Source organism: Oceanococcus atlanticus (assembly GCF_002088235.1).
Classification (GTDB): domain Bacteria; phylum Pseudomonadota; class Gammaproteobacteria; order Nevskiales; family Oceanococcaceae; genus Oceanococcus; species Oceanococcus atlanticus.
The window spans coordinates 34,104-53,234 of sequence record NZ_AQQV01000004.1; the positions used below are offsets into that span (position 1 = coordinate 34,104).

Annotated in this window: 18 protein-coding genes; 11 read left to right on the top strand and 7 right to left on the bottom strand. The window is 59.8% G+C overall.

Annotated elements, in window-relative coordinates:
* Window positions 1-363: 363 nt before the first annotated feature.
* On the top strand, window positions 364-654 hold the full coding sequence (locus tag ATO7_RS14515; protein ID WP_083562999.1) for a type II toxin-antitoxin system RelE/ParE family toxin: 291 nt from the start codon (window positions 364-366) through the stop codon (window positions 652-654).
* A 234-nt stretch (window positions 655-888) separates the two neighbouring features.
* Here ATO7_RS14515 and ATO7_RS14520 read toward each other — a convergent pair whose 3' ends face one another.
* The 3 genes from ATO7_RS14520 to ATO7_RS14530 form a co-directional block, all read right to left on the bottom strand.
* Window positions 889-1,302, bottom strand: a complete 414-nt coding sequence (locus ATO7_RS14520; RefSeq protein WP_083563001.1) for a hypothetical protein — start codon at window positions 1,300-1,302, stop codon at window positions 889-891.
* Between the two features lie 54 nt (window positions 1,303-1,356).
* Window positions 1,357-1,704 (bottom strand): hypothetical protein, encoded by a 348-nt coding sequence (locus ATO7_RS14525; RefSeq protein WP_146680381.1) that lies wholly within the window; start codon window positions 1,702-1,704, stop codon window positions 1,357-1,359.
* Window positions 1,705-1,798: 94 nt separating this feature from the next.
* Complete coding sequence (locus ATO7_RS14530; protein WP_083563005.1) at window positions 1,799-4,393, bottom strand: hypothetical protein; 2,595 nt, start codon at window positions 4,391-4,393, stop codon at window positions 1,799-1,801.
* A 578-nt stretch (window positions 4,394-4,971) separates the two neighbouring features.
* Between ATO7_RS14530 and ATO7_RS14535 the strand changes: the two genes are divergently transcribed.
* From ATO7_RS14535 to ATO7_RS14555, 6 genes are all read left to right on the top strand, one after another.
* Window positions 4,972-5,898, top strand: a complete 927-nt coding sequence (locus tag ATO7_RS14535) for a glutathione S-transferase family protein (protein ID WP_083563006.1) — start codon at window positions 4,972-4,974, stop codon at window positions 5,896-5,898.
* A 108-nt stretch (window positions 5,899-6,006) separates the two neighbouring features.
* Window positions 6,007-7,512: a DUF4331 domain-containing protein gene (locus ATO7_RS14540; RefSeq protein WP_240499491.1), complete on the top strand. Its 1,506-nt coding sequence runs from the start codon at window positions 6,007-6,009 to the stop codon at window positions 7,510-7,512.
* Window positions 7,513-7,526: 14 nt separating this feature from the next.
* Window positions 7,527-7,736, top strand: a complete 210-nt coding sequence (locus ATO7_RS14545) for a hypothetical protein (RefSeq protein WP_083563010.1) — start codon at window positions 7,527-7,529, stop codon at window positions 7,734-7,736.
* An 80-nt stretch (window positions 7,737-7,816) separates the two neighbouring features.
* Window positions 7,817-8,293 carry a tetratricopeptide repeat protein gene (locus ATO7_RS16975; RefSeq protein ID WP_158523222.1) on the top strand — a complete coding sequence of 159 codons (477 nt, stop codon included), beginning with the start codon at window positions 7,817-7,819 and terminating at the stop codon, window positions 8,291-8,293.
* 58 nt (window positions 8,294-8,351) lie between these two features.
* The gene (locus ATO7_RS14550; RefSeq protein ID WP_158523223.1) at window positions 8,352-10,415 is read left to right on the top strand and encodes a TonB-dependent receptor; all 2,064 of its coding nucleotides are present in this window, start codon (window positions 8,352-8,354) and stop codon (window positions 10,413-10,415) included.
* 228 nt (window positions 10,416-10,643) lie between these two features.
* A complete protein-coding gene (locus ATO7_RS14555; protein ID WP_083563013.1) occupies window positions 10,644-12,017 on the top strand; it encodes a S8 family serine peptidase in 1,374 nt (457 codons plus the stop codon).
* An 86-nt stretch (window positions 12,018-12,103) separates the two neighbouring features.
* On the opposite strand, the gene ATO7_RS14560 is transcribed toward ATO7_RS14555, so the two are convergent.
* Window positions 12,104-12,589 (bottom strand): DUF2938 domain-containing protein, encoded by a 486-nt coding sequence (locus tag ATO7_RS14560; protein ID WP_083563015.1) that lies wholly within the window; start codon window positions 12,587-12,589, stop codon window positions 12,104-12,106.
* 170 nt (window positions 12,590-12,759) lie between these two features.
* Here ATO7_RS14560 and ATO7_RS14565 point away from each other — a divergent pair, with 170 nt between their 5' ends.
* From ATO7_RS14565 to ATO7_RS14580, 4 genes are all read left to right on the top strand, one after another.
* Entirely contained in the window at window positions 12,760-12,948 is a 189-nt protein-coding gene (locus ATO7_RS14565) for a hypothetical protein (protein ID WP_083563016.1), read from the top strand.
* A gap of 95 nt (window positions 12,949-13,043) precedes the next feature.
* On the top strand, window positions 13,044-13,913 hold the full coding sequence (locus tag ATO7_RS14570) for a DUF1295 domain-containing protein (protein WP_083563282.1): 870 nt from the start codon (window positions 13,044-13,046) through the stop codon (window positions 13,911-13,913).
* 11 nt (window positions 13,914-13,924) lie between these two features.
* Window positions 13,925-14,431 carry a hypothetical protein gene (locus tag ATO7_RS14575; protein WP_146680382.1) on the top strand — a complete coding sequence of 169 codons (507 nt, stop codon included), beginning with the start codon at window positions 13,925-13,927 and terminating at the stop codon, window positions 14,429-14,431.
* A 142-nt stretch (window positions 14,432-14,573) separates the two neighbouring features.
* Window positions 14,574-15,254, top strand: a complete 681-nt coding sequence (locus ATO7_RS14580; RefSeq protein WP_083563020.1) for a hypothetical protein — start codon at window positions 14,574-14,576, stop codon at window positions 15,252-15,254.
* Window positions 15,255-15,258: 4 nt separating this feature from the next.
* On the opposite strand, the gene xth is transcribed toward ATO7_RS14580, so the two are convergent.
* The 3 genes from xth to ATO7_RS14595 form a co-directional block, all read right to left on the bottom strand.
* Window positions 15,259-16,035: an exodeoxyribonuclease III gene (gene xth / locus ATO7_RS14585; RefSeq protein ID WP_083563022.1), complete on the bottom strand. Its 777-nt coding sequence runs from the start codon at window positions 16,033-16,035 to the stop codon at window positions 15,259-15,261.
* Between the two features lie 91 nt (window positions 16,036-16,126).
* On the bottom strand, window positions 16,127-18,175 hold the full coding sequence (locus ATO7_RS14590; RefSeq protein WP_083563024.1) for a M3 family metallopeptidase: 2,049 nt from the start codon (window positions 18,173-18,175) through the stop codon (window positions 16,127-16,129).
* Between the two features lie 13 nt (window positions 18,176-18,188).
* On the bottom strand, window positions 18,189-19,127 hold the full coding sequence (locus ATO7_RS14595) for a GIDE domain-containing protein (RefSeq protein WP_083563026.1): 939 nt from the start codon (window positions 19,125-19,127) through the stop codon (window positions 18,189-18,191).
* Between the last annotated feature and the right edge of the window lie 4 nt (window positions 19,128-19,131).

Genomic DNA, 19,131 nt, shown 5'->3' on the forward strand with positions numbered 1-19,131 from the left:
TTGATGGTCTCCTTTGGGTCGAAAGCGGACGAAGAGTTTCAGCCAAAAGCCGCAGGTGTTACTATAGTGACACCAACGAGCGAGGTGTGCCATGTCAACGACTTCACTGAAATTGCCTGACGACTTGAAAGCGAGGGCCGCAGACTTGGCCAAGGCGCAACATCTGTCTCCGCATGCCTACATGGTAGAAGCTATCCGACGGGCAACGGAGCAAGACGCACTTCATCAGCAGTTTGTTGAGGACTCCATTGAAGCCAGGCAACACGCTCGCGACTCTGGCCAAGGTTACGCCGCAAACCAAGTTCACGATTACATTCTGAATAAGGCACGTGGCGGCAAGGCAAGTCGGCCGAAGCCGCAATCATGGCGAAAGTAGTATATTCGGCCGCTGCCCTTGAAGACCTGGAGCGACTCACAGAATTTCTCGTTGATGAATTCCCGGAACGGGCTCCTGAGACCATTGGCTTGATCACCGGAGCTGTGACCATGCTCGAAGCTCACCCATTGATCGGCCGTCCTTTGAGTCACGGGCTACGTGAGCTTGTGATTTCTCGTGGTCGAAGCGGCTATGTTGCGATGTACAGCCTGGAAGACAACGGCGAGGTTGCCCTGGTCCTGCGGATCCGCCATCAACGCGAATCGGGGTATTTCTGAGAATCCTGAAACCCTCCTTCAGGCACGAACCTGACAAAGCACCGAGACCCCATAGGGTCGGTAGCAGTCGCCCCTTCTCAGGCGTTCAATATCCAGCGCTCCGCCAGTCGCAGCAGAGTGTGTCTGCGTAGTTTCAGGACCTTCGTTGTGGTCGTTGCCAAGTAAGGCTGGCGGGTGTGAGGGCTTCGATTCGATACAACCGGCCGGATGATCCCCGGGTCGATGACGCGCCGGCTACTTGAAAAACCAACCCGCGATGGGGTGCATCACCACTTCGCCATCCCCTTTGCGGCAGCCGATAGTTCCGGAAATCATGATTTTGTCGTGTTCGTGGGAGAGTTGGACTTCGTCGGTTTGTACATCGCCGGCGCCGCGGTGGCAGGCCAGTTTGCTGTCGAGGTATAGCACCTGGGCAGAGTAGGGCTCTGTCGGGGATTCCCCCTTGACGCCGAAGCTGACCATGGCATTCGCGCCGATCAGGTTGAAATTTGTCAGTGGCCCCATTTTTGAAGGCATCACCATCGTTCCAGACAATGGTGGTTGTCCTTCAATGTCCACTTGCCATTTGATGTTCTTGGCATGCGCGGCGCCGCTGATGAAGCCGGCCAATAGCAACGTATGACGTGCGGCAGCTTTCAATTTCAACATCACATTTCACTCTTTCTGAAGGTGCTGAGACATCGCTTTAGGGCACTTCTGCGCCTACGGTCTTGTGAAAAACATTTCGGCGCCTTTGTGATCAACGATCAAGGTGTCCCCATCAAACTGCTTGACCTCCCAGCGCTGTGGGCCTCTTTTGTCGGTGTAGGTGATCACCCCTTGATCGATGACGTAGTTGCCGCGATTTTTCTCTTTACCCGCGCGACTGTAATTGACAACTTCGCCCGACGGCAGGAACTCCATGCCCAGATTGACGGGCACTGTCTTTTCGCCATCCAGAATCATATGGGTGAATGTCCACTTGCCGGACAGGCTCGCGCTTGATAGATCGGCGCCATGAGCGATGCCTGCTAGCAGCATCGAGAGCAAGATGGTGAGAGCCTTTTTCATACTTAAGTATCCTTTGCGTTGCGTGCGAACAAACGCTCATCGACAGCCGAGCGTCGGTCTCATAGCGACCGTGCGGTGCAAGCCGCCAAAAACGTCACTGCTTCGGCCATCCGCCGTTTTCTGCCCAGAAGGCGTCGATTCCGGGCATGATGCGGTCGATCTGCGCCTGGCTCATGCCTTCACGGCGCAGGCCCTCAATATATTCAGCGCGACTCTGGCGAGCGGAGGCAGCCGGTTCAGCTGTGGGCCGAAGCTGCTCTGCGAGCTTTTTCTGGCGGCTGTCTTCGGCCCAGCAAGCGCGGAGTTTGACCTTGCAGATGGGTTTGCATTCCGGCGAGAGCGTTGCAATGGGCTGGCAGTCACAGGTGCAGCGCGGGAAGTCCTGCACAGGGCTGGACGGCAGATGGCCGCTGGTTCCACTTGGCTGCCCGCCCTGCGCACCGGACGGCATGATTGACGCAAGGTCCTGATTTCCCAGGCTGGGGAAGGCCTGGGATAGGTCTTGCATAGCGGCCTCGGTGGTCTGCTGCAGGTAATCCGCCGCTTCGGGGTCACCTTCCCAGGGTGCTGCGATCACGAACTCGCCGCTGATCGTTCGATCAACCGGCAGCGTCATGTCTTCGCCGGCCTTGCTGAAGTCCACTGCGCTCAAATCGGTCAGCTGGGCCTCGAAGCGGCCACGCATCACGTAGGGCGTGAACTCCACGATGTTGACCCGACCGGATTGGCGATACTCCTGCCCCCGGCCTGGAATGGCGTCTTCTGGGCCCTTGGCTTGCAAGTTGCCACGCCCAGCGCCGCCGTTCACGACAATTTCCGCATTGTCGAAAGCACCCGAGAAACCGTACTCGATCAGCGGAATTGTGATGGTGACCGTGGAGCCTTCGGTGTCCCTGACCTCCTCCATGGCCTTTTTCCACTGCGAATCGGTCTGCAAGGCGCCGTGGTCCGCGATCGCCGTCATTTGCGCCATGAATTGGGCCAGCGCCCCGCCCGTGCCGGTGGTTTGGGTCATATCGCCCATCGCCCCCGGGGTCAGCGACAACTGAATGGAGGTAATCGGCCCGCAGCTGCTGGCCCCAAAGGGTTTCACGCAGCGCGCGCGCTTCCTCTCAAAGTTGGCATGGGCGCCCAGTGCGCTCTGGCTGCTTAGCGCTTCCAGTCCGGTTTCGACTTCGTTTTGAGCCGCGTTGCGGGTCGCGTCCTTGGCTGTGGCCGGCTTCGAAGGGGCTGTTTTCGCTTTGGCGGGTGCCGCTTTTTGTGCGCCTGCTTTGGACTGTACTCGCGGTTGACTCAAGTCGCTGACCCAACGGCTGTAAGTCGCATTCAGACGCAGGTCCATGTTCAGCGTGGTTGCGGGATCTGCCGCCATGTTGCTGACGATAAAAACGTTCGGTACGCCGCCGTCGATGCGAAAGCGCCAGTGCCCGAGATACCCACCCCCGGCGGGTGACGGCACAATCTGGGGGCTGCCGATGCGCGTGCCGCCCGCAGTCCCGATCTGCAACGCCTGTAGAGCCGTCACTGTTTCGGCGCGCGTCTGCAGCGACACGTCCGCGCGACCGCTACCGGCGACATTCACCTTGAAACAGCGCGCGCCATTCTTGCGCTGCGGTAACAGCGTGTCCGCAGACGGGGCCCTGCCCGAGAGTGCCAACTCGGTGCAGCCACCAAAGACGTATTTGAGCCAGTTGTCCTGCGCCTGTTGCGGCGTGCCGTCGGGCGCCTTGGTAAGACGGTCTGGCACGTAACCGGCAAAGGTGGATGCAAAGGCGGCGTACAAACGCTGCAAGCCGAGCCCGCTTGCTTGCTTGAGCCCGCGGTCCAGCCATTGCCCATCTGCAGGGCCGGATGCCCGATCGTTCAGGGGCTGACTCAAGACCGTCGTCAGGTAGCTGTAGTCAGGGGTGATCGGCTTCAGGCCTGCGCGGCCATTCGTCTTGCTCGCCGCCATATGCTCGGCGACGTAACGCCAGAAGGAGGACGTCCGATAGTCTTCCTGGGCTTCTTTGCTGGTGTCGACCTGCCAAAGGGTCTTGTAATAGGGCCTGCCGCCGAGCCGGAAGCCATCCTTCTTGACCTTGTGCAGATCAACACCAGCCAAGGTGCGAGCGGCCTCCATGCCGACGGCCTGTGCCTGGCCCTCCAGAATCCACTCACGATTGTCGACTTGCTCGTAGCTTAAGTAGGCATATTGAACGTTGTGAAAAAGCTCGTGGGCCAAATGGTCATACATGGGCCGCGCGGGCTTGCCATCGACGACGGCGCGGGACAAGTCTGCAATGAGAATTGATGAGCTATCTTTGCGCGGGGCAGCCTTGGCGATCTTGTCGTCATCGGCATAATCGTAGACATTGACCCGATATGCCTGACCGCCATGCTTACCCTTCACGGTGGACAGGTTCGGCGCCCTGAAGCCCATGGATCGGTAATAGTCAGCGACCTTCGAAAGGTAGCACTCAAATTCAGCTATCGCCTTCTTTTGGTCGGTGCTGTAGCCAGTGAATGGATTCAGGGCGTCAAGCGGCGAACTGGTGCTGGGGTCGTCGTCCTCGAACACGAATTCCATGATGGGCCATTCGGCTGACGACGCCGGCAAATCACATTCGTCTGCCCACGCTGGCAAATTAAACCCAACAGTCAGGCAAGAAACCAGCAGGCTGCTCTTGAGTGGCTTCAGTATGGGCATGCTTCCACCCCCTGATTTAGCCAACTGTTGAGTTGGCTTCTGAGTGCGTTTTGCCTTCGACATGTGATCGATGGCTTTTCGTAAACAGCCCGACAGGCTCTGCCGTCCTTGTCAGCTTGCAGCCACGAGCAGGTGCATTATTAGCGCGAGAAACTTGCCAAAGGCTAAATACCTTTACTGGCCGCGTCCAGTGATTTGGTGTGTTCATTGCGTAGCAGAGGGGGGATGAAAAACGCCGACAAGACCACCGCTAAGTTTTCAGGTGCCTGGCGGTGAGCAGCACGCAGACCAGTCGCCAGTTCGCACGTGGTGTCGACATCTGGCACAAGGATGGTGAGAAAAACGGCAGGCTAGGCCTTTGTGGTCTAGAAGGCGTAAAGCCTGCTTGGAATCCGCCCATCTTTATCGCACCAGCGCTGGATGCTCGTCACCCGTAAAGCACTTGATGCTTTAGCTGAACATGGCTCTGGGCGGCAGGGGTTCGCTCAGGCGGTGGAGCTGATCGCCGGCGAGTAAGTGCGGCGTGGGACGCTAAATAAGGCAGAATTGAACGTCCTATTGAAGCAAGACCTCGTACCATGACAGCGCCCTTGATCCTGCATCACTATGACGAGTCGCCGTACGCTGAGAAAATCAGACTGATGTTGGGGTTCACTGGGCTCAAGTGGCAGTCTCTGATTGCGCCCATCCAGCCGCCTCGCCCACACCTGGATGAGCTGACAGGTGGGTACCGGCGTATACCTGTGGCTCAGATGGGGGCTGATGTGTTTTGTGATACCGCCATCATCACGCAGGAGATCGTCGCATTGAGCGGTGAAAAAAGGCTTGATGTGAATGCCATGGATCAGGATGCGCTTGCGTTGATGCAAGAAGCTGAAAGAGAGATTTTCTTCGCGGCTATTGCTTCGGTATCGCCGCTCAAACTCTTGACCACGCTGTTGGTTGGGATGGGGCCGGTCGGCATGTTTCGCTTCGTGGCTGATCGGGTGCGGCTCATGAAAGGGGCATCTGTACGCCCAGCTCAAGGCGCTCAGGCCAAGGTGCTATTTGCCAGGCATCTCGATACCTTGGAAGTCCGCCTTGCCCATCAAGCCTGGGTGACAGGAGATGAGCCCGCGCTCGCGGACTTTGCCGTCTACCACCCGCTTTGGCTGAACATGAGCTGTTCACGAAGTGGGCCGCCCGGCGGTCCGCGGGTGCGCGACTGGTTCGAGCGCATGACCCGCATTGGGCATGGTCATCGCGAAGAAATCGATGCGGATGCCGCGTGGTCCGCGGCGCGCAATGTTGAGCCGCGTCCTTTGCCCGCCCACAACGCAGACAGTGAATTCGCGGTGGGGAGGCGGGTTCAGGTTGCCCCCACGGACTATGGTGTTGTTGCGGTGACTGGAGAGCTCGCCTGCGTGAACGATGAACGCATTGTTTTGCGCCGGGCAACAAGTGCTCTTGGCCTTGTGCACGTGCACTTTCCCCGGCAGGGTTACGCGCTTAGCGCGACCCCATAGGTCGCTTAATTACGGGCGATTTTGTGGCCACTGCATCCAAAGCGGTTAAACATCCGTAAAGAGGGGGTCTATCCGAAGGAGACTCCCATGCGACGTTCGCAGTTCCTGGTGGCCGCATTCGCCACAACCCTTGCGCTTCCCGCGCTGTCATCCAGTCATCGCGAGGCGCCGTTCATCACGGAAATGCCTAAAGTTGATGGCACTGATTTCTACATGTTTCGGAGCTACGAGCCCGGGCGTGAAGGCTTTGTGACCCTGATTGCAAACTACCTGCCATTGCAGGATGCATACGGTGGGCCAAACTATTTCAATCTGGACCCGCAGGCCATCTACGAGATTCACATCGACAACGATGGGGATGCGATTGAAGATCTGACCTTCCAGTTCGACTTCGATCTGAGCTTTACACCCGCGGTGCTTGATATTGATGGTGCCCAGATCAGCGTACCCCTGATCAATATCGGTCCGATTGGGCCCGATGCCGCGGATACCGACTTCGTGGGGGTTAAAGAGAGTTATCAGCTCAGAATGATCTCGGGTGATCGTCGCACCGGTACCAGCACGTTGGCGGAAAACTCCGAGCTGGGTGGTAGCGAGTTTGCAAAGCCGGTAGACAATATCGGCACAAAGAGTTTTAGTGATTATGCCGCTTACGCGGATGACCATATTTGGGACATATCTATTCCTGGCTGCGGCCAGGGGCGCGTATTCGCCGGTCAACGAGCCGAAGGTTTTGTAGTCAACCTTGGCGAAGTTTTCGATCTGGTCAATCTCAATCCTTTCGGGCCTCGAGATGGACGCAGTAATGTGATTGGGAACACCAACATCACGAGCCTGGCACTGGAGTTGCCGATCAGCTGTCTGACGGGTGGCCAGGGGGCGATCATCGGTGCCTGGACAACGGCGAGCTTGCCGCAGGGCCGTATCCTGAATCCGGCAACGCAGGCGCCGGCTAACGCTGACTCGAACACCGGGCCTGCGGTAGAAGGAGGCGCGCCCGTTCAGGTTTCTCGCCTGGGCTCGCCTTTGGTCAATGAGGTCGTGATCGGCCTGGATCGCAAAGATGCGTTTAACGCCAGTGAGCCCAAGGACGACCTTAACCAGTTCGCAGCTTTCGTGACCAACCCCAGCCTGCCGGTTCTGCTCGATATCCTGTTTAATGAAGGGGGCGGTGAACTGGTTCCGGCAACACCTCGCAACGATCTTGTCGCTGCCTTTGTGACAGGGATTACCGCTGATGTGAATGGTTCAAGCTTCAACTTCACTCAGCCACAGAATCAGTCTGGGGTCGGCGAGATGCTGCGCTTAAACACTGCCGTGCCTGCCACCGCGCGGGCTGACCAGAGTGACCTGGGCTTTCTGGCTTGCGATCTAAGTGGTTTCCCGAACGGTCGCCGCCCGATTGATGACGTGGTGGATATTGCACTGAACGTTGTTCTTGGTGCCGTTGATGGGACCAATCAGAACAGTTTGCAGACCTGCGATGTTTCTGGCCCTGAACCTGTCGTGGTGAACGCTGGCGCCGTGGCCAACGACGGAGCCAAGCCTGATCCGTCAGCGTATCTGGAGCGCTTCCCCTACCTGGCACCGCCGTTTGCTGGAGCGGGCGCATGAGCCGGCTAACACTGATGGCTGTGGCCGTCATGTTTGTGGCGGCATGCGAGACCAATGATCAACTGTCCGGAGTGCCTGAGCCCACGCCGGCAGTTGTGGCATTTGATGAGTTATTGCTTGAGTTGGTTGACCCCACCAACACGTCATTGGAGCCGGTGAGTATCGAAACGACACAATTCGATTTTCCTGAGGATGACTCAGCATTTTCGGACGTGTTCCAGTGAGTAGGGTTGTCAGAAGTATCAGGAGGGCCGCGATTCTCGCGGCTCTTCTTTTTGCGCCGTTGGCAGCAAAGGCTGGCGCTGTGCATGGACACGGCAACCTGAAATTGCCTTCGGGTGTTCACGCTGATCTGGCCGAAGCCATGCGTGCGCAGCATGAACACGATTTTGTAAGTGCACGACGCTTGCTCAAGCGCCACCTGGATGCACATCCTGGTGATCCACAAGCGTTGCTGGTGCTGTCTGCGGTTGAAGCTGCAACGGGGCACTGGTCGCGGGCGCGTGCGAGCTGCGCCCCGCTGAGTACGCAGATGCCCGACTGGATCGTCGCGGCGTGCCTTGGTCAGGTTGCCTCCGGAGAAGATGAGATCCGCGCGACCCTGTCCATTCTGGAGAACATCCCAGAAGATCACACCGATGCTAGCGCGCTGTGGGCGCGAGACATCAAGAGCGAGCTCAAACATCGTCTTGCGCACAGGCAGTGGCGGCCACATGCGCCGCACCAGTCACAGGCTGAAGATGTTCAGAAAAACAATGCTCAGCAAATCTCGCCACGATAGTAGCGTTCGGTGCGAGGTCTTAAAGACCAAATGCAATGGACATGGAGACAATACGAGCGTGAAACAGCTTACGGCTTTCACTCGATCCTTCGCCGCTCTGACCATCGCGCTGTTCAGCACTGTCGCCCTGTGTGGCGGATTGCCTGCAACGCAACTTGAGAATGTCACCGTCATCGGCGAATCCTCGGATGCTTTAGGAGCAGTCAGCGCCTCTCAAGGCGTGGTCCTGCAAGAGCAATTGGCGGCGCGTCCCATAACGCGGATGGCGGAATTGCTTGAGTTCATTCCGGGCATGATCGCCACGCAGCACAGCGGTGAAGGCAAGGCGAATCAATACTTCTTGCGTGGCTTCAATCTGGACCACGGTACGGATTTCGCCACCTTTGTTGAGGGTATGCCCGTCAACATGCGGTCTCATGGGCACGGTCAGGGCTATTCGGACATCAACTTTGTAATTCCGGAGATGGTCGAGAGCCTGAGCTACAGAAAAGGCCCTTACTACGCTGATGTCGGGGACTTTGCTGCTGCAGGCAACGCGCAATTTCGATTGCGTCGCACGCTGGATGCGAATCAGCTCAGTCTCGCTGGTGGCGAGGACGGCTTTGCAAGAGCCATGATGGCTGGCGCTCCGCGTTTGGCTGATGGGACGCTGCTGATGGCGGTAGATGCCACCCGCTACGATGGCCCCTGGGTATTGGATCAGAACTTGAGTAGTTTGAAGCTGTTGGCCCGATACGCTGAAAAAACATCGCAGCGCGACCTTCACCTGACATTGATGGCTTACGACAGCGAATGGGATGCCACTGATCAAATCCCGCTCCGGGCGGTGCGCGCTGACCTCATTTCACCCCTGGGTGCGATTGATCCAACGGTTGGCGGCAAGACGTCACGTTACAGCGTGTCATTTGGCTTGCAACAGGAAGAAGGCGTTGGGCATTGGGCGCTGGATGTCTATGCCATCCGTTACGATTTGCAACTGTTCTCCAACTTCACCTATTTCCTTGAGGATACGCAGAACGGTGATCAGTTTGAGCAGCTTGATCGTCGGCAAATCTACGGTGCCTCAGCGCACCGTCATCTGCCCATCGATCAGGGCATCATGTCTGGGTTGCTCGTGCTTGGCGCAGATTTGAGACACGATGCGATTGGGGATGTCGGGCTGTTCTCCACGCAAGCGCGGCAGCGCCTGAGCACCGTGCGTCTGGACAAGGTTGACGAAACCAGCCTTGGCGTATTTACCGAATGGCAGATGCCATTAACGGACACGCTGCGTATCGTTGCGGGTGTGAGGGCAGACACCTACCGCTTTGATGTGCGTTCGGATACGCCTGACAATTCCGGTTCAACCAGCGATACCATCGTCGCACCAAAGTTCAGCCTGACCTGGTCGGTAGCGCCGCGTATTGAGTTGTTTGCCAACTTGGGGCGTGGTTTCCACAGCAACGATGCGCGCGGAACGGTGATTCGGGTTGATCCGGCTGATGACAACTTCGCCCAGGTTAGGCCTGTGCAGCCGCTGGTGGCTGCGGATGGCGCGGATCTAGGCGCGGTCTGGCGACCAAGCGAGAAACTTCAGGCCTCGCTGAGCCTGTGGGCACTTGAGCTTGATTCCGAGCTGGTTTACGTGGGTGATGGTGGTGCGACGGAAGCCTCTGATGCCAGTCAGCGTTACGGCATCGAAGCTGCGGCGTACTTCCGCCCATTTTCACGGGTTGTCGCCGATATCGATTACGCGTGGTCACATGCCCGCTTCGATATCGATAGCCCGGCTGACCGCATACCTGGCGCCGTCGAGCACGTGGTGTCAGCCGGGCTGGGGCTCAGCGACTTTCAGGGGTGGTCGGCTGGTGTGCGTGTGCGTTATCTGGGCAAAGCGCCGTTGATCGAAGACAACAGCGTGCGCTCGGATTCCACCACGGTCGTCAATCTTGAGGTCGGATATCGCTTGCATGAACGCGCGAAGCTGGAACTTGGCTTGTATAACGTTTTGGACAGCAGCGATGCCGATATCACGTACTTCTATGCATCACAGCTCGAAAACGAAAACAGTGCGGTGGAGGATATTCATTTCCATCCGGTTGAGCCACGGCAAGTGCGGTTGCGTCTGGACTGGCGATTTTAGAGCCGCGCTGACGCTGGGGAGTATCCAGGGTTTTCAACCTGGACGGGTGTGGAACCTTTCCTGGGAGTTGTTCGTGCTCCTTCTTATCCGCGTGCTAGATCGATCGTCAGGCGAACACCAGCTTGACCCTGGCGATATCGGATCGAAGCGGCATGGTGATTCGGCTTCCGGCACGCGGAAACTCGTCGGGTTAGAGACCCGTTGGCGAAAATCTAGGAAAGGATTTGCATGAATCACTCACTCGCGCGCTTGCTGAAAACGAGCGCTTTCGCTTCGCTTGCCATGGTCACCTCGGCCCAGGCTCTTGGTCCACTGTCGCTGAACAGCGCTCTGTTCAATGCGATCGATACGCAGGTGGCCCACGCCACCACAGCCACCCTGGCCATCGTTCATCCCGCTGAGGGCATTGAGCTGGATGCGGTGATTGCTGCAGCTCAGACGGTGGGGCTGGATATCAACGGCGTGTTCGACAACATCGGCGTATTTGGCGCCACCGGCACGGCCAGTCTGTTTCAGGCGCTGGCCCTGACCGGTCTGGTCTCGCGGGTCGAATACAACCAGCCGCTGCAGTACCTGCTGGATACCTCGCACCAGGCCACCGGCGGTCAGAATGTGCTCAATGGTGCTGTTGGCGGTGTGGCTTATGACGGCGCGGGCGTTGGTGTGGCTGTGGTCGACAGTGGCGTTGACGGCACCCATCCGGATCTGTCCGACCGCATGGGCGGTAACGTCAAACTCGTGCCGCTGACCGGTATCGCGATTCCGGTCACTGATTCAGACACCATCAGTGCGGGCGGTCATGGCACCCATGTGGCCGGCACGATTGCCGGGACCGGTGCGGCTTCCGACGGCATCTATCATGGCGCGGCACCCGGTGCCACGCTGTATGGCGTATCCGGCGGCACGGCGATCAGCATGCATGATGCGCTGGCGGGTCTGGAGTGGGTGCTGGATAACCATGATCAGGTCAGCCCGGCCATTCGTGTGGTGAACAACAGTTGGGGCGCCGGTGGTGGTGCCTATGACCCGGGCAGCGCAACCTCGGTTGCCACCCGTGCGCTGGTCGATGCCGGCGTGGTGGTGGTGTTTGCCGCTGGTAATGATGGTGGCGATGGTTCGGTTCAGAACACCAGCCCGACCTGTGTAGATCCGACGCCGGGTGTGATTTGTGTGGCGTCCTACAATGACCAGGACAGCGGCATTCAAAATGGACCGATGTCCGATTTTTCATCGCGTGGTCTGGCTGGTGCGGTGAACACCTATCCGGACATTGCCGCGCCTGGGGACGGCATTCTGTCGCCGTGCCGCCTGACCTTGCCGATTTGTCTGACCGGCACCAACGGCTCCAACGAGTACGCCACGATGTCCGGTACCTCGATGGCAGCGCCGCATATTGCGGGGATCGTCGCGCTGATGCTGCAGGCCAACCCGAGCCTGACGCCGGCACAGGTTGAAGACATTCTCGAAGACACCGCTCGACCGATCACAACGGGCGCGGCGTACCAGGCTGACCCAGCCAATCCGACGACGCCAACCTCGTTCGATAAGGGCCATGGTCTGGTCGATGTGTTTGCCGCAGTTGCGGAGGCACTTAACCGCTGATCGGCAGTGCTATCAGGATGAAAACGGCCCGCTTTACGCGGGCCGTTTGCTTTCTGCGCCAGGCGGGGTGATGGACGGTCTCAGGTTCAGCTCAGAGTCTTGAGTGCTACCGCGGTTAGGTACAGGCCGATGCCAAAGATGGCGTGCGTAGCAAGGCTGTGGGCGCGTGCCCGGCCGGGCTGGGGTGTCGCCCGGGCGGCAAGACCCGCGCCGAGGGCGGGTTGCATCAAGACAAAAGGCGCGGCCACGCTGGTTACTCCCAGTGTCAGTGCAGGCAAGAGCTTGGGGGTGTGCAGCCAGGTCGGGCCGGTAAAGCCGATCAGCAGCGCCGCAAAGGCGATGCCGATGAGGTAATGCATCGTCCAGCCGATGATCAGTTCACCTCGAATGGGTGTGGAGTCGCCGATGCGTTGATGACGAAACCGGCCGTGCGGCATGTGGCCAAACCAGCGTCCCACCAGTGCGTAATCCGGTTGCTGAATATGGAATATACGTAGACGCAGCCAGGCCCACAGATCAACGATCAGTGTGGCGCCAATGCCGAGCGCAATGACATGAAAGGTAACGCTCACGGTGTGTTTCCTGAACAAGGGCCCCGGTGGGGCAACAACATAAGCGTGTCACTTGAAGTCGGCTTTAGGTCAAGAGCCATCATTCATGGTCGGCATGCTGGAACGGGCACTGACGAAGTTTTCACATCGGCTTGGTGATGATGGTGATGTTCACTACGCCGGATAACACTATGTCGCTTGATTCCAGTACGCGGTCACTCCATCTGCAGCGTGTGCGCCACTTTTTTGCCGCCTCACCGCCGATCAGCCAAGAGACGGTTGAAATTGTGCTGCGCAGTTACCTGCATATTCCGGAATTCCTGATTGCCGAGGCGTTGCTCGAAGTTCAGCGTTGCCACAACACTCTGCAGGCGGCGTAGCGTCTACGCATACAAATCATGCGCAGGTGTCGCGCGAGGCTTGCATGATTTTGTAAGATGATCTCCTTAAAACCAAGATAAATGAGGAGATGTCCATGCCGAATTGTCGTGATCTCGGTTGGGTTTTTGTGGCCTATGTCGCGTGCGTTGCGGCTGCGTTGGGGGTGCTCTACGTGGTGCCGTGGCCGGCGCCGTGGGACGCCTTCGCCGCAGACATTGCGGCCACGGTTGTGATTTTCGGCTTCAGTCGCGGCTTACGAAATTCCAGCATGTACGACCCTTACTGGAGCGTTATTCCGCCCTTGCTGGCGGTGTACTGGATGTACAGCTACCCGGCAGCGATGGAGAGCGCACGGGCCTGGCTGGTGATGGGCTTGGTGTGGTTCTGGGCGATCCGGCTGACCGCCAACTGGACCGTCAACTGGCCCGGTCTGCATCACGAGGACTGGCGCTACCCCATGGTCCGTGAGGGCGCCGGCAAGGCGGCCATGTGGGCCGATCTTGGGGGCATTCACGTCTTTCCCACCGTGCAGGTTTTCCTCGGCTGTTTGCCGGTTTACGCGGTGATGCGCTTCGGCACAGGTCCGCTGGGCTGGCTGGATGCCGTGGCGTTTGCGCTGACCTTTGGCGCCATCCTGATCGAGATGTTCGCGGATTTGCAGCTGCATGCTTACCTGCGCCGGCGGCAGCCCGGCGGCATCATCAATGAAGGCTTGTGGGCGTGGTCGCGTCACCCGAATTATTTCGGTGAGGTCGCGTTCTGGTGGGGGCTGATGCTGTTTGGCCTGGTGGTGTCGCCACAGTCCTGGTGGTGGCTGGTGCCGGGGGCCTTGTCGATGACGGTGATGTTCGTGTTTGTGAGCATTCCGATGATGGACAAACGCAGCATGCAGCGCCGCCCGGCCTACGCAGAGCATATGCGTCAGGTTTCGGGGCTGGTGCCCTTGCCGCCGCGCCGCGCCTAGGTCTTGCGACCGTGCGCGCTGCGAAACTGGCCGGGCGAGATGCTCTGGTGCTGGCGGTCACCCTGGCCGCCTGGCACTGGGCTTTGCCTGCGGCGGGTGGTGGTGCGTCTGTGGTGATCAGTGTGCTGGTGGCCGCGATGACCGTGCTGTGTGGCTTTCTGGTGCATGAATGGGGTCACCTGCTGGGCGCGCGATTGCTGCGGGCGCGCGTTCATTTCCCTGACAGTCTGCTGGCCAGTCCGTTTCTGTTTCGTTTCGATACGTCGGTGAACAGTGCGCGTCAGTTCTGCGCCATGAGTCTGGGCGGCTTTGTGGCCAGCGGTCTGGTCGTGCTGGCCCTGATCCTGTGGCTGCCTCATGGTCATCTGGCCTCCACGCTGGCGCTGGTTTTCAGCGGGCTTGGCGTGCTGGCGACGCTGGTGATCGAATTTCCCGAGTTCTGGCGGGTGTTGCGGGGTGCGCCGCTGCCCGCTGGCGCAGCCTACGTTTCATCCGATGCATCCAGCGATTCGCGGTGAAGCAGGTGTGAAAAACACCATTAATCGGTGAAAAGCACCCGCGATGTTCATTTCTTCGTGGGTGAATTCAATAAAAACAGGAGCTTACATGTTGGCATGAGGCTTGATAGGTCGGTATGAAACTTATCTATCGGAGTGCGTCATGAACCTGTTTGTGAAAATGTCTGCTGTGGCTGCGTGCGTGGCACTGAGTTCCTGTGTGCTGGTGGTCAATGCCGGCGAGGCCCGTTACGACCAGCCGCGCGATGCCGACCGCAATTCGGTCAACCGTGACATCACTCTGCCGGCGGGCAGCTTTGTCGAGGACGTGTCATCGGTGAACGGCAACATCGACATCGGTGATACCAGCGTGGCGGAGTCGGTGACCTCGGTGAACGGTGATATCCGGATTGGCCAGCGCTGCCGCATTGAAAGCATTGAGTCGGTCAATGGCCGCATGCATGTCGGTGCGGGCAGTACCATCGGTGACGACATCGAAGTCGTGAACGGCGACATCGAACTGCTTGCCGAGGTGCGCATCGGCGGTGACATCAGCACCGTCAACGGCGCCTTGACGGCCACTGCAGCGACCGTTCGCGGCAGCGTTGAGACGGTCCACGGGCGGATCGATTTGCGTGACGGTACGCGTGTCGATGGCGGGCTGCATGTGGAGGATACCGGCAACAATCGCAAGCTCGCCAAGCGGGTGGTGATCGTGCTGGGCCAGGATGTTGTCGTGGCCGGTGAATCGGTGTTCGAGCGCCCGGTGGAGATTCACCAGCATGCCACCGCTAGTCTCGGTTCTTATCGCGGTGACGATGTGAAAATCATGCCGCTGGATTGAGCGATCAATCCAGCGTGACCACCACCGGCGCATGGTCTGAGGGGCGCTCAAGGCGACGCGGCGCCAGATCAACCCGACAATCGGTGCAGCGTGCGTCCAGCGCTGGCGTGATCAGGGTGTGGTCGATACGCAGCCCCAGATTGCGGCGAAAGCCGGCGGCGCGGTAATCCCACCAGGTGAAGCGGTCCTTGTTGTCGGCGGCACTTTCGTCGCCGTGATCAAAGCGCGTCCAGGGGTCGACCAGGCCCAGATCCAGCAGTTCTGTCAGCGCGGCGCGCTCCTCGTCCGAGCACAGAATCTTGCCTTCCCATTGTTCCGGGTCGTGGGTGTCGCAAGGCCGTGGTGCGATGTTGAAGTCGCCCATCAGCACCAGCTGTTCATGCTGCTGCAGCTCATCGCTGAGGCGCTGCTTGAGTTCTTGAAGCCAGGACATCTTGTAGGCGAATTTTTCCGAGCCGACGGCCTGACCATTGACCACGTAGGCGCAGATGATGCGCACGCCATCAACGCTGCCGGTGATCACACGGGCTTGCCCATCGGACAGACCGGTCCACACATCCTGCGGCTGGCTGCGCGCGATTAGCGCGACGCCGTTGTAAGTTTTCTGGCCGTGAAACGCCACTTCGTAGCCGGCCTCACGCAAGGCGTCGGCCGGAAAGTTCTCGTTCTGCAGTTTGGTCTCCTGCAGTCCGACCACGTCCGGTTGGGCCTCGGCCAGCCACTCGAGCAGGTGGGGCAGGCGGACTTTCAGCGAATTGACGTTCCAGGTGGCGATTTTCATGGTGAAGGCTTGTGGTCGATGGTGGGAGGCTGGGCAAGCTTGCACGGCTGGGCACGCCCGGCGCTCAATTCAGAGTGGGCTCCGGCTGACGTCAGCTGGCTGAGGCTTCGAGCAGGCCATCCTGGCGCAACAGTGCATCGACGCTGGGTTCGCGCCCACGGAAGCGTTTGAACAGCGCCATGGCGTCTTCGCTGCCGCCGGTTTCCAGAATGCATTGACGGAAGCGCAGGCCGGTGGCTGGGTCGAAGATGCCGTTCTCGCGGAACGCTTCGAAGGCGTCGGCGGCCAGCACTTCGGCCCACTTGTAGCTGTAGTAACCGGCCGCGTAGCCGCCGGCGAAGATGTGCGAGAAGCTGTTGGCGAAGCGGTTCCAGGCTGGCGGCTGAAGCACCGCGACCTGCTCACGCACGCTCTGCAACAGGGCTTGCACGTCGACCTCATCGCGACGGTTGTGCAGGCGCAGGTCGAACAGTGCGAACTCGATTTGGCGGATGGCGCCCAGGCCCGCGTGGAAGGTGCGTGAGGCGCGAATCTGGTCAATCCAGTCGACCGGGATGGGTTCGCCGGTTTCATAATGATGGGCGAACTCGCGCAGCGACTCGGCCTCCCAGCACCAGTTCTCCATGAACTGGCTGGGCAGCTCGACCGCATCCCAGGGCACGCCGTTGATGCCGGCCACGCCCAAGTGATCGACCTGGGTCAGCATGTGCTGCAGACCGTGGCCGAATTCATGGAACAGGGTCACCGCATCATCATGCGTGAGCAGGGCCGGGCGGCCATCGCTGGGCGGCGCGGAGTTGCAGGTCAGCGTGGCGATCGGCAGCTGCGTGCCGTCGCTGGTGCGCATGCGGCCGGCCATGTCATTCATCCAGGCGCCGCCGCGTTTCTGCTCGCGTGCATAGGGGTCGAGATAGAACCAGGCGATCAGCTCACCTGCTTCGTTGCGCACCTCAAAGGCGCGCACATGGGGGTGCCACACCGCCAGATCCTGCTCCTGGAAACTCACCCGGAACAACTTCTGCGCGGCGCTGAACATACCTTCCAGCACATTGGGCAGGGCGAAGTAGGGCTTGAGCGCTTCGTCTTCCAGGCCAAACAGGCGGGTTTTGAGCTTTTCTGAGTAGTAAGCGATGTCCCAGGGTTGCAGCTCGCTCGGGCCACCCAGTTCCTGGGCAAAGGCGCTGAGCCGGGCCAGTTCGCGCTGGGCCGCCGGTCGCGCTTTGGCGGCCATGTCGAGCAGAAAGCTTTCAACCTGGGCCGGGCTTTCGGCCATCTTGCTGGCCAACGAGAGCTCGGCGTAGTTGGCGAAGCTGAGCAGTTCGGCCTCTTCGGCGCGCAAGGCCAGAATCTCGCGCATCAGCGGCGCGTTGTCCTTGCTCGGGTCGTGGCCCGCAGCCTCGCCCTGATCGGAGGCCCGGGTGCTGTAGGCGCGGTAGACGGTTTCGCGCCAATCCCGGTTGTCGGCGTAAGTGATGACGGCATCGAAGCTGGGGAAGTCCAGCCCGAACAGCCAGCCTTCCAGGTTTTTCTCGCGGGCCTTGCCGGCCGCCATGCGGCGTGCCGAATCGGGCAGGCCGGCCAGCTCGGCCTCGTCGCTGACATGGTGCTGCCAGGCGTCGGTGGCGTCGAGCAGATTGCGCTCGAAATGATTGGTCAGCTCGGCCAGGCGCAGCTGGATCTCGCGGTAACGCTGCTTGGCGGTGTCTTGCAGGGCCACGCCGGACAATTTGAAATCGCGCAGGGCATGATCCAGCAGCTGGCGCTGTGCCTGATCGAGCCCGTCCTGTTGGCTGACTGCGCGATAGGCGGCGAACAGGGCAGCGTTCTGGCCCACCTCGCTGCTGTAGGCGGTCAGCTTGGGCAGGCAGGCTTCATAGGCGGCTCGCCATTCGCTGGTGTTGCACACCGAATGCAGGTGCGAGCCCGGCTGAAAGGCTTTGTGCAGGCGATTGTCCGCCGCTTCCATCGCGCGCACGGTGTTGTCCCAGTCGTGCGTGGTCTGTGCGGTGACCTGCTCGATCAGTGCACGGTTATCGGCGATGACCTGATCAACCGCCGGTTCGAGGTGCTGCGGTTGGATCGCATCCCACGGTGGGGTCGGGCCCTGCCAGTCGAGTAGGGGGTTTTGTGCATCAGCCATAAAAAATCTTCGTTCAAATGACGCCACGCGCGGTGGCCAGCCAAACTGCGGCGGCGCCGCAGCCCAGGAACAGGGTCATGCCAGCGATCACGTACCAGCGTGCCTGGCGGATCAAATCATGCTGGGCCACGGTAGACAGCAAAAAGCGGCGTCGGTGCGGCGGGCGGCACAGTATATGAATATCCGGGTCGATGGCCGTTTCCAGCTGGCGCTGGCGCACCTGCTGAACGGCTTTTTCGCGCACTGCGGCCCATTCCTGCATATCAATCTGGCCATCGCCGTTGCTGTCGAATTCGCGCAGCAGTCGGGCCTGGTCGGCCTTCCATTCCGCCAGCAATTCGCGCACCGCGCTGCGGTCGTCAAAACTGTGTGCGATGCCACCCTGGGTGCGAAACCAGCCCAGCGCATACAGCGGGCTGCCGATGCTGATGGTCTGCTCGGTGTAGCGGTATGAGCCAAGCCCGAAGAACGGGCTTTTGTCCGGCTTTCTCGGAGGCCGTCGCGATGAGCCGTACCAGCGCACGCGCTGATTGGGGATGATGCTGGCGCCGTCGGGATCGACCACGCAGTCGCCGGTTTCGTCGACGAGCTGGAAGAGGTCGTCGCTGCACGCCGATTCGATGGTTGCCCAGCGCGTGTTGCGCCGGCCATTGCTGTAGGTGGTGCGTTTTTCCTCGACCGCGTATTTCCACCAGCAGCACTGCTGGCCGCTGAGCGGTGACACCACCGGGTCGCCCGGCAGCATGCGCGCGATGCCTTCGAGTTCGACATAGCCCTGCGCGGCCGAGCGAATTTTCGACGTCGGCGTGTCCTGGATCTGGCGTCCCTTGAGCAGCTTCAGCCAGGCCATGACCGCGCCGATCAGGGAGAGCAGCGCCAGCACGCCGGTGCTGATCCAGAATTCGTCGGGCTCCAGCAGCTGGACTTGGTGGCTCAGCTCTGTGAGGTTCATCGGG

What these genes read in the sequence shown, in the direction of transcription:
- ATO7_RS14515 (WP_083562999.1), top strand. Translation starts at nt 364, where the DNA reads ATGGCGAAAGTAGTATATTCGGCCGCTGCCCTTGAAGACCTGGAGCGA.
- ATO7_RS14520 (WP_083563001.1), bottom strand. Translation starts at nt 1,302, where the DNA reads ATGTTGAAATTGAAAGCTGCCGCACGTCATACGTTGCTATTGGCCGGC.
- ATO7_RS14525 (WP_146680381.1), bottom strand. Translation starts at nt 1,704, where the DNA reads ATGAAAAAGGCTCTCACCATCTTGCTCTCGATGCTGCTAGCAGGCATC.
- ATO7_RS14530 (WP_083563005.1), bottom strand. Translation starts at nt 4,393, where the DNA reads ATGCCCATACTGAAGCCACTCAAGAGCAGCCTGCTGGTTTCTTGCCTG.
- ATO7_RS14535 (WP_083563006.1), top strand. Translation starts at nt 4,972, where the DNA reads ATGACAGCGCCCTTGATCCTGCATCACTATGACGAGTCGCCGTACGCT.
- ATO7_RS14545 (WP_083563010.1), top strand. Translation starts at nt 7,527, where the DNA reads ATGGCTGTGGCCGTCATGTTTGTGGCGGCATGCGAGACCAATGATCAA.
- ATO7_RS14555 (WP_083563013.1), top strand. Translation starts at nt 10,644, where the DNA reads ATGAATCACTCACTCGCGCGCTTGCTGAAAACGAGCGCTTTCGCTTCG.
- ATO7_RS14565 (WP_083563016.1), top strand. Translation starts at nt 12,760, where the DNA reads ATGTCGCTTGATTCCAGTACGCGGTCACTCCATCTGCAGCGTGTGCGC.
- ATO7_RS14570 (WP_083563282.1), top strand. Translation starts at nt 13,044, where the DNA reads ATGCCGAATTGTCGTGATCTCGGTTGGGTTTTTGTGGCCTATGTCGCG.
- ATO7_RS14580 (WP_083563020.1), top strand. Translation starts at nt 14,574, where the DNA reads ATGAACCTGTTTGTGAAAATGTCTGCTGTGGCTGCGTGCGTGGCACTG.
- xth (WP_083563022.1), bottom strand. Translation starts at nt 16,035, where the DNA reads ATGAAAATCGCCACCTGGAACGTCAATTCGCTGAAAGTCCGCCTGCCC.
- ATO7_RS14590 (WP_083563024.1), bottom strand. Translation starts at nt 18,175, where the DNA reads ATGGCTGATGCACAAAACCCCCTACTCGACTGGCAGGGCCCGACCCCA.
- ATO7_RS14595 (WP_083563026.1), bottom strand. Translation starts at nt 19,127, where the DNA reads ATGAACCTCACAGAGCTGAGCCACCAAGTCCAGCTGCTGGAGCCCGAC.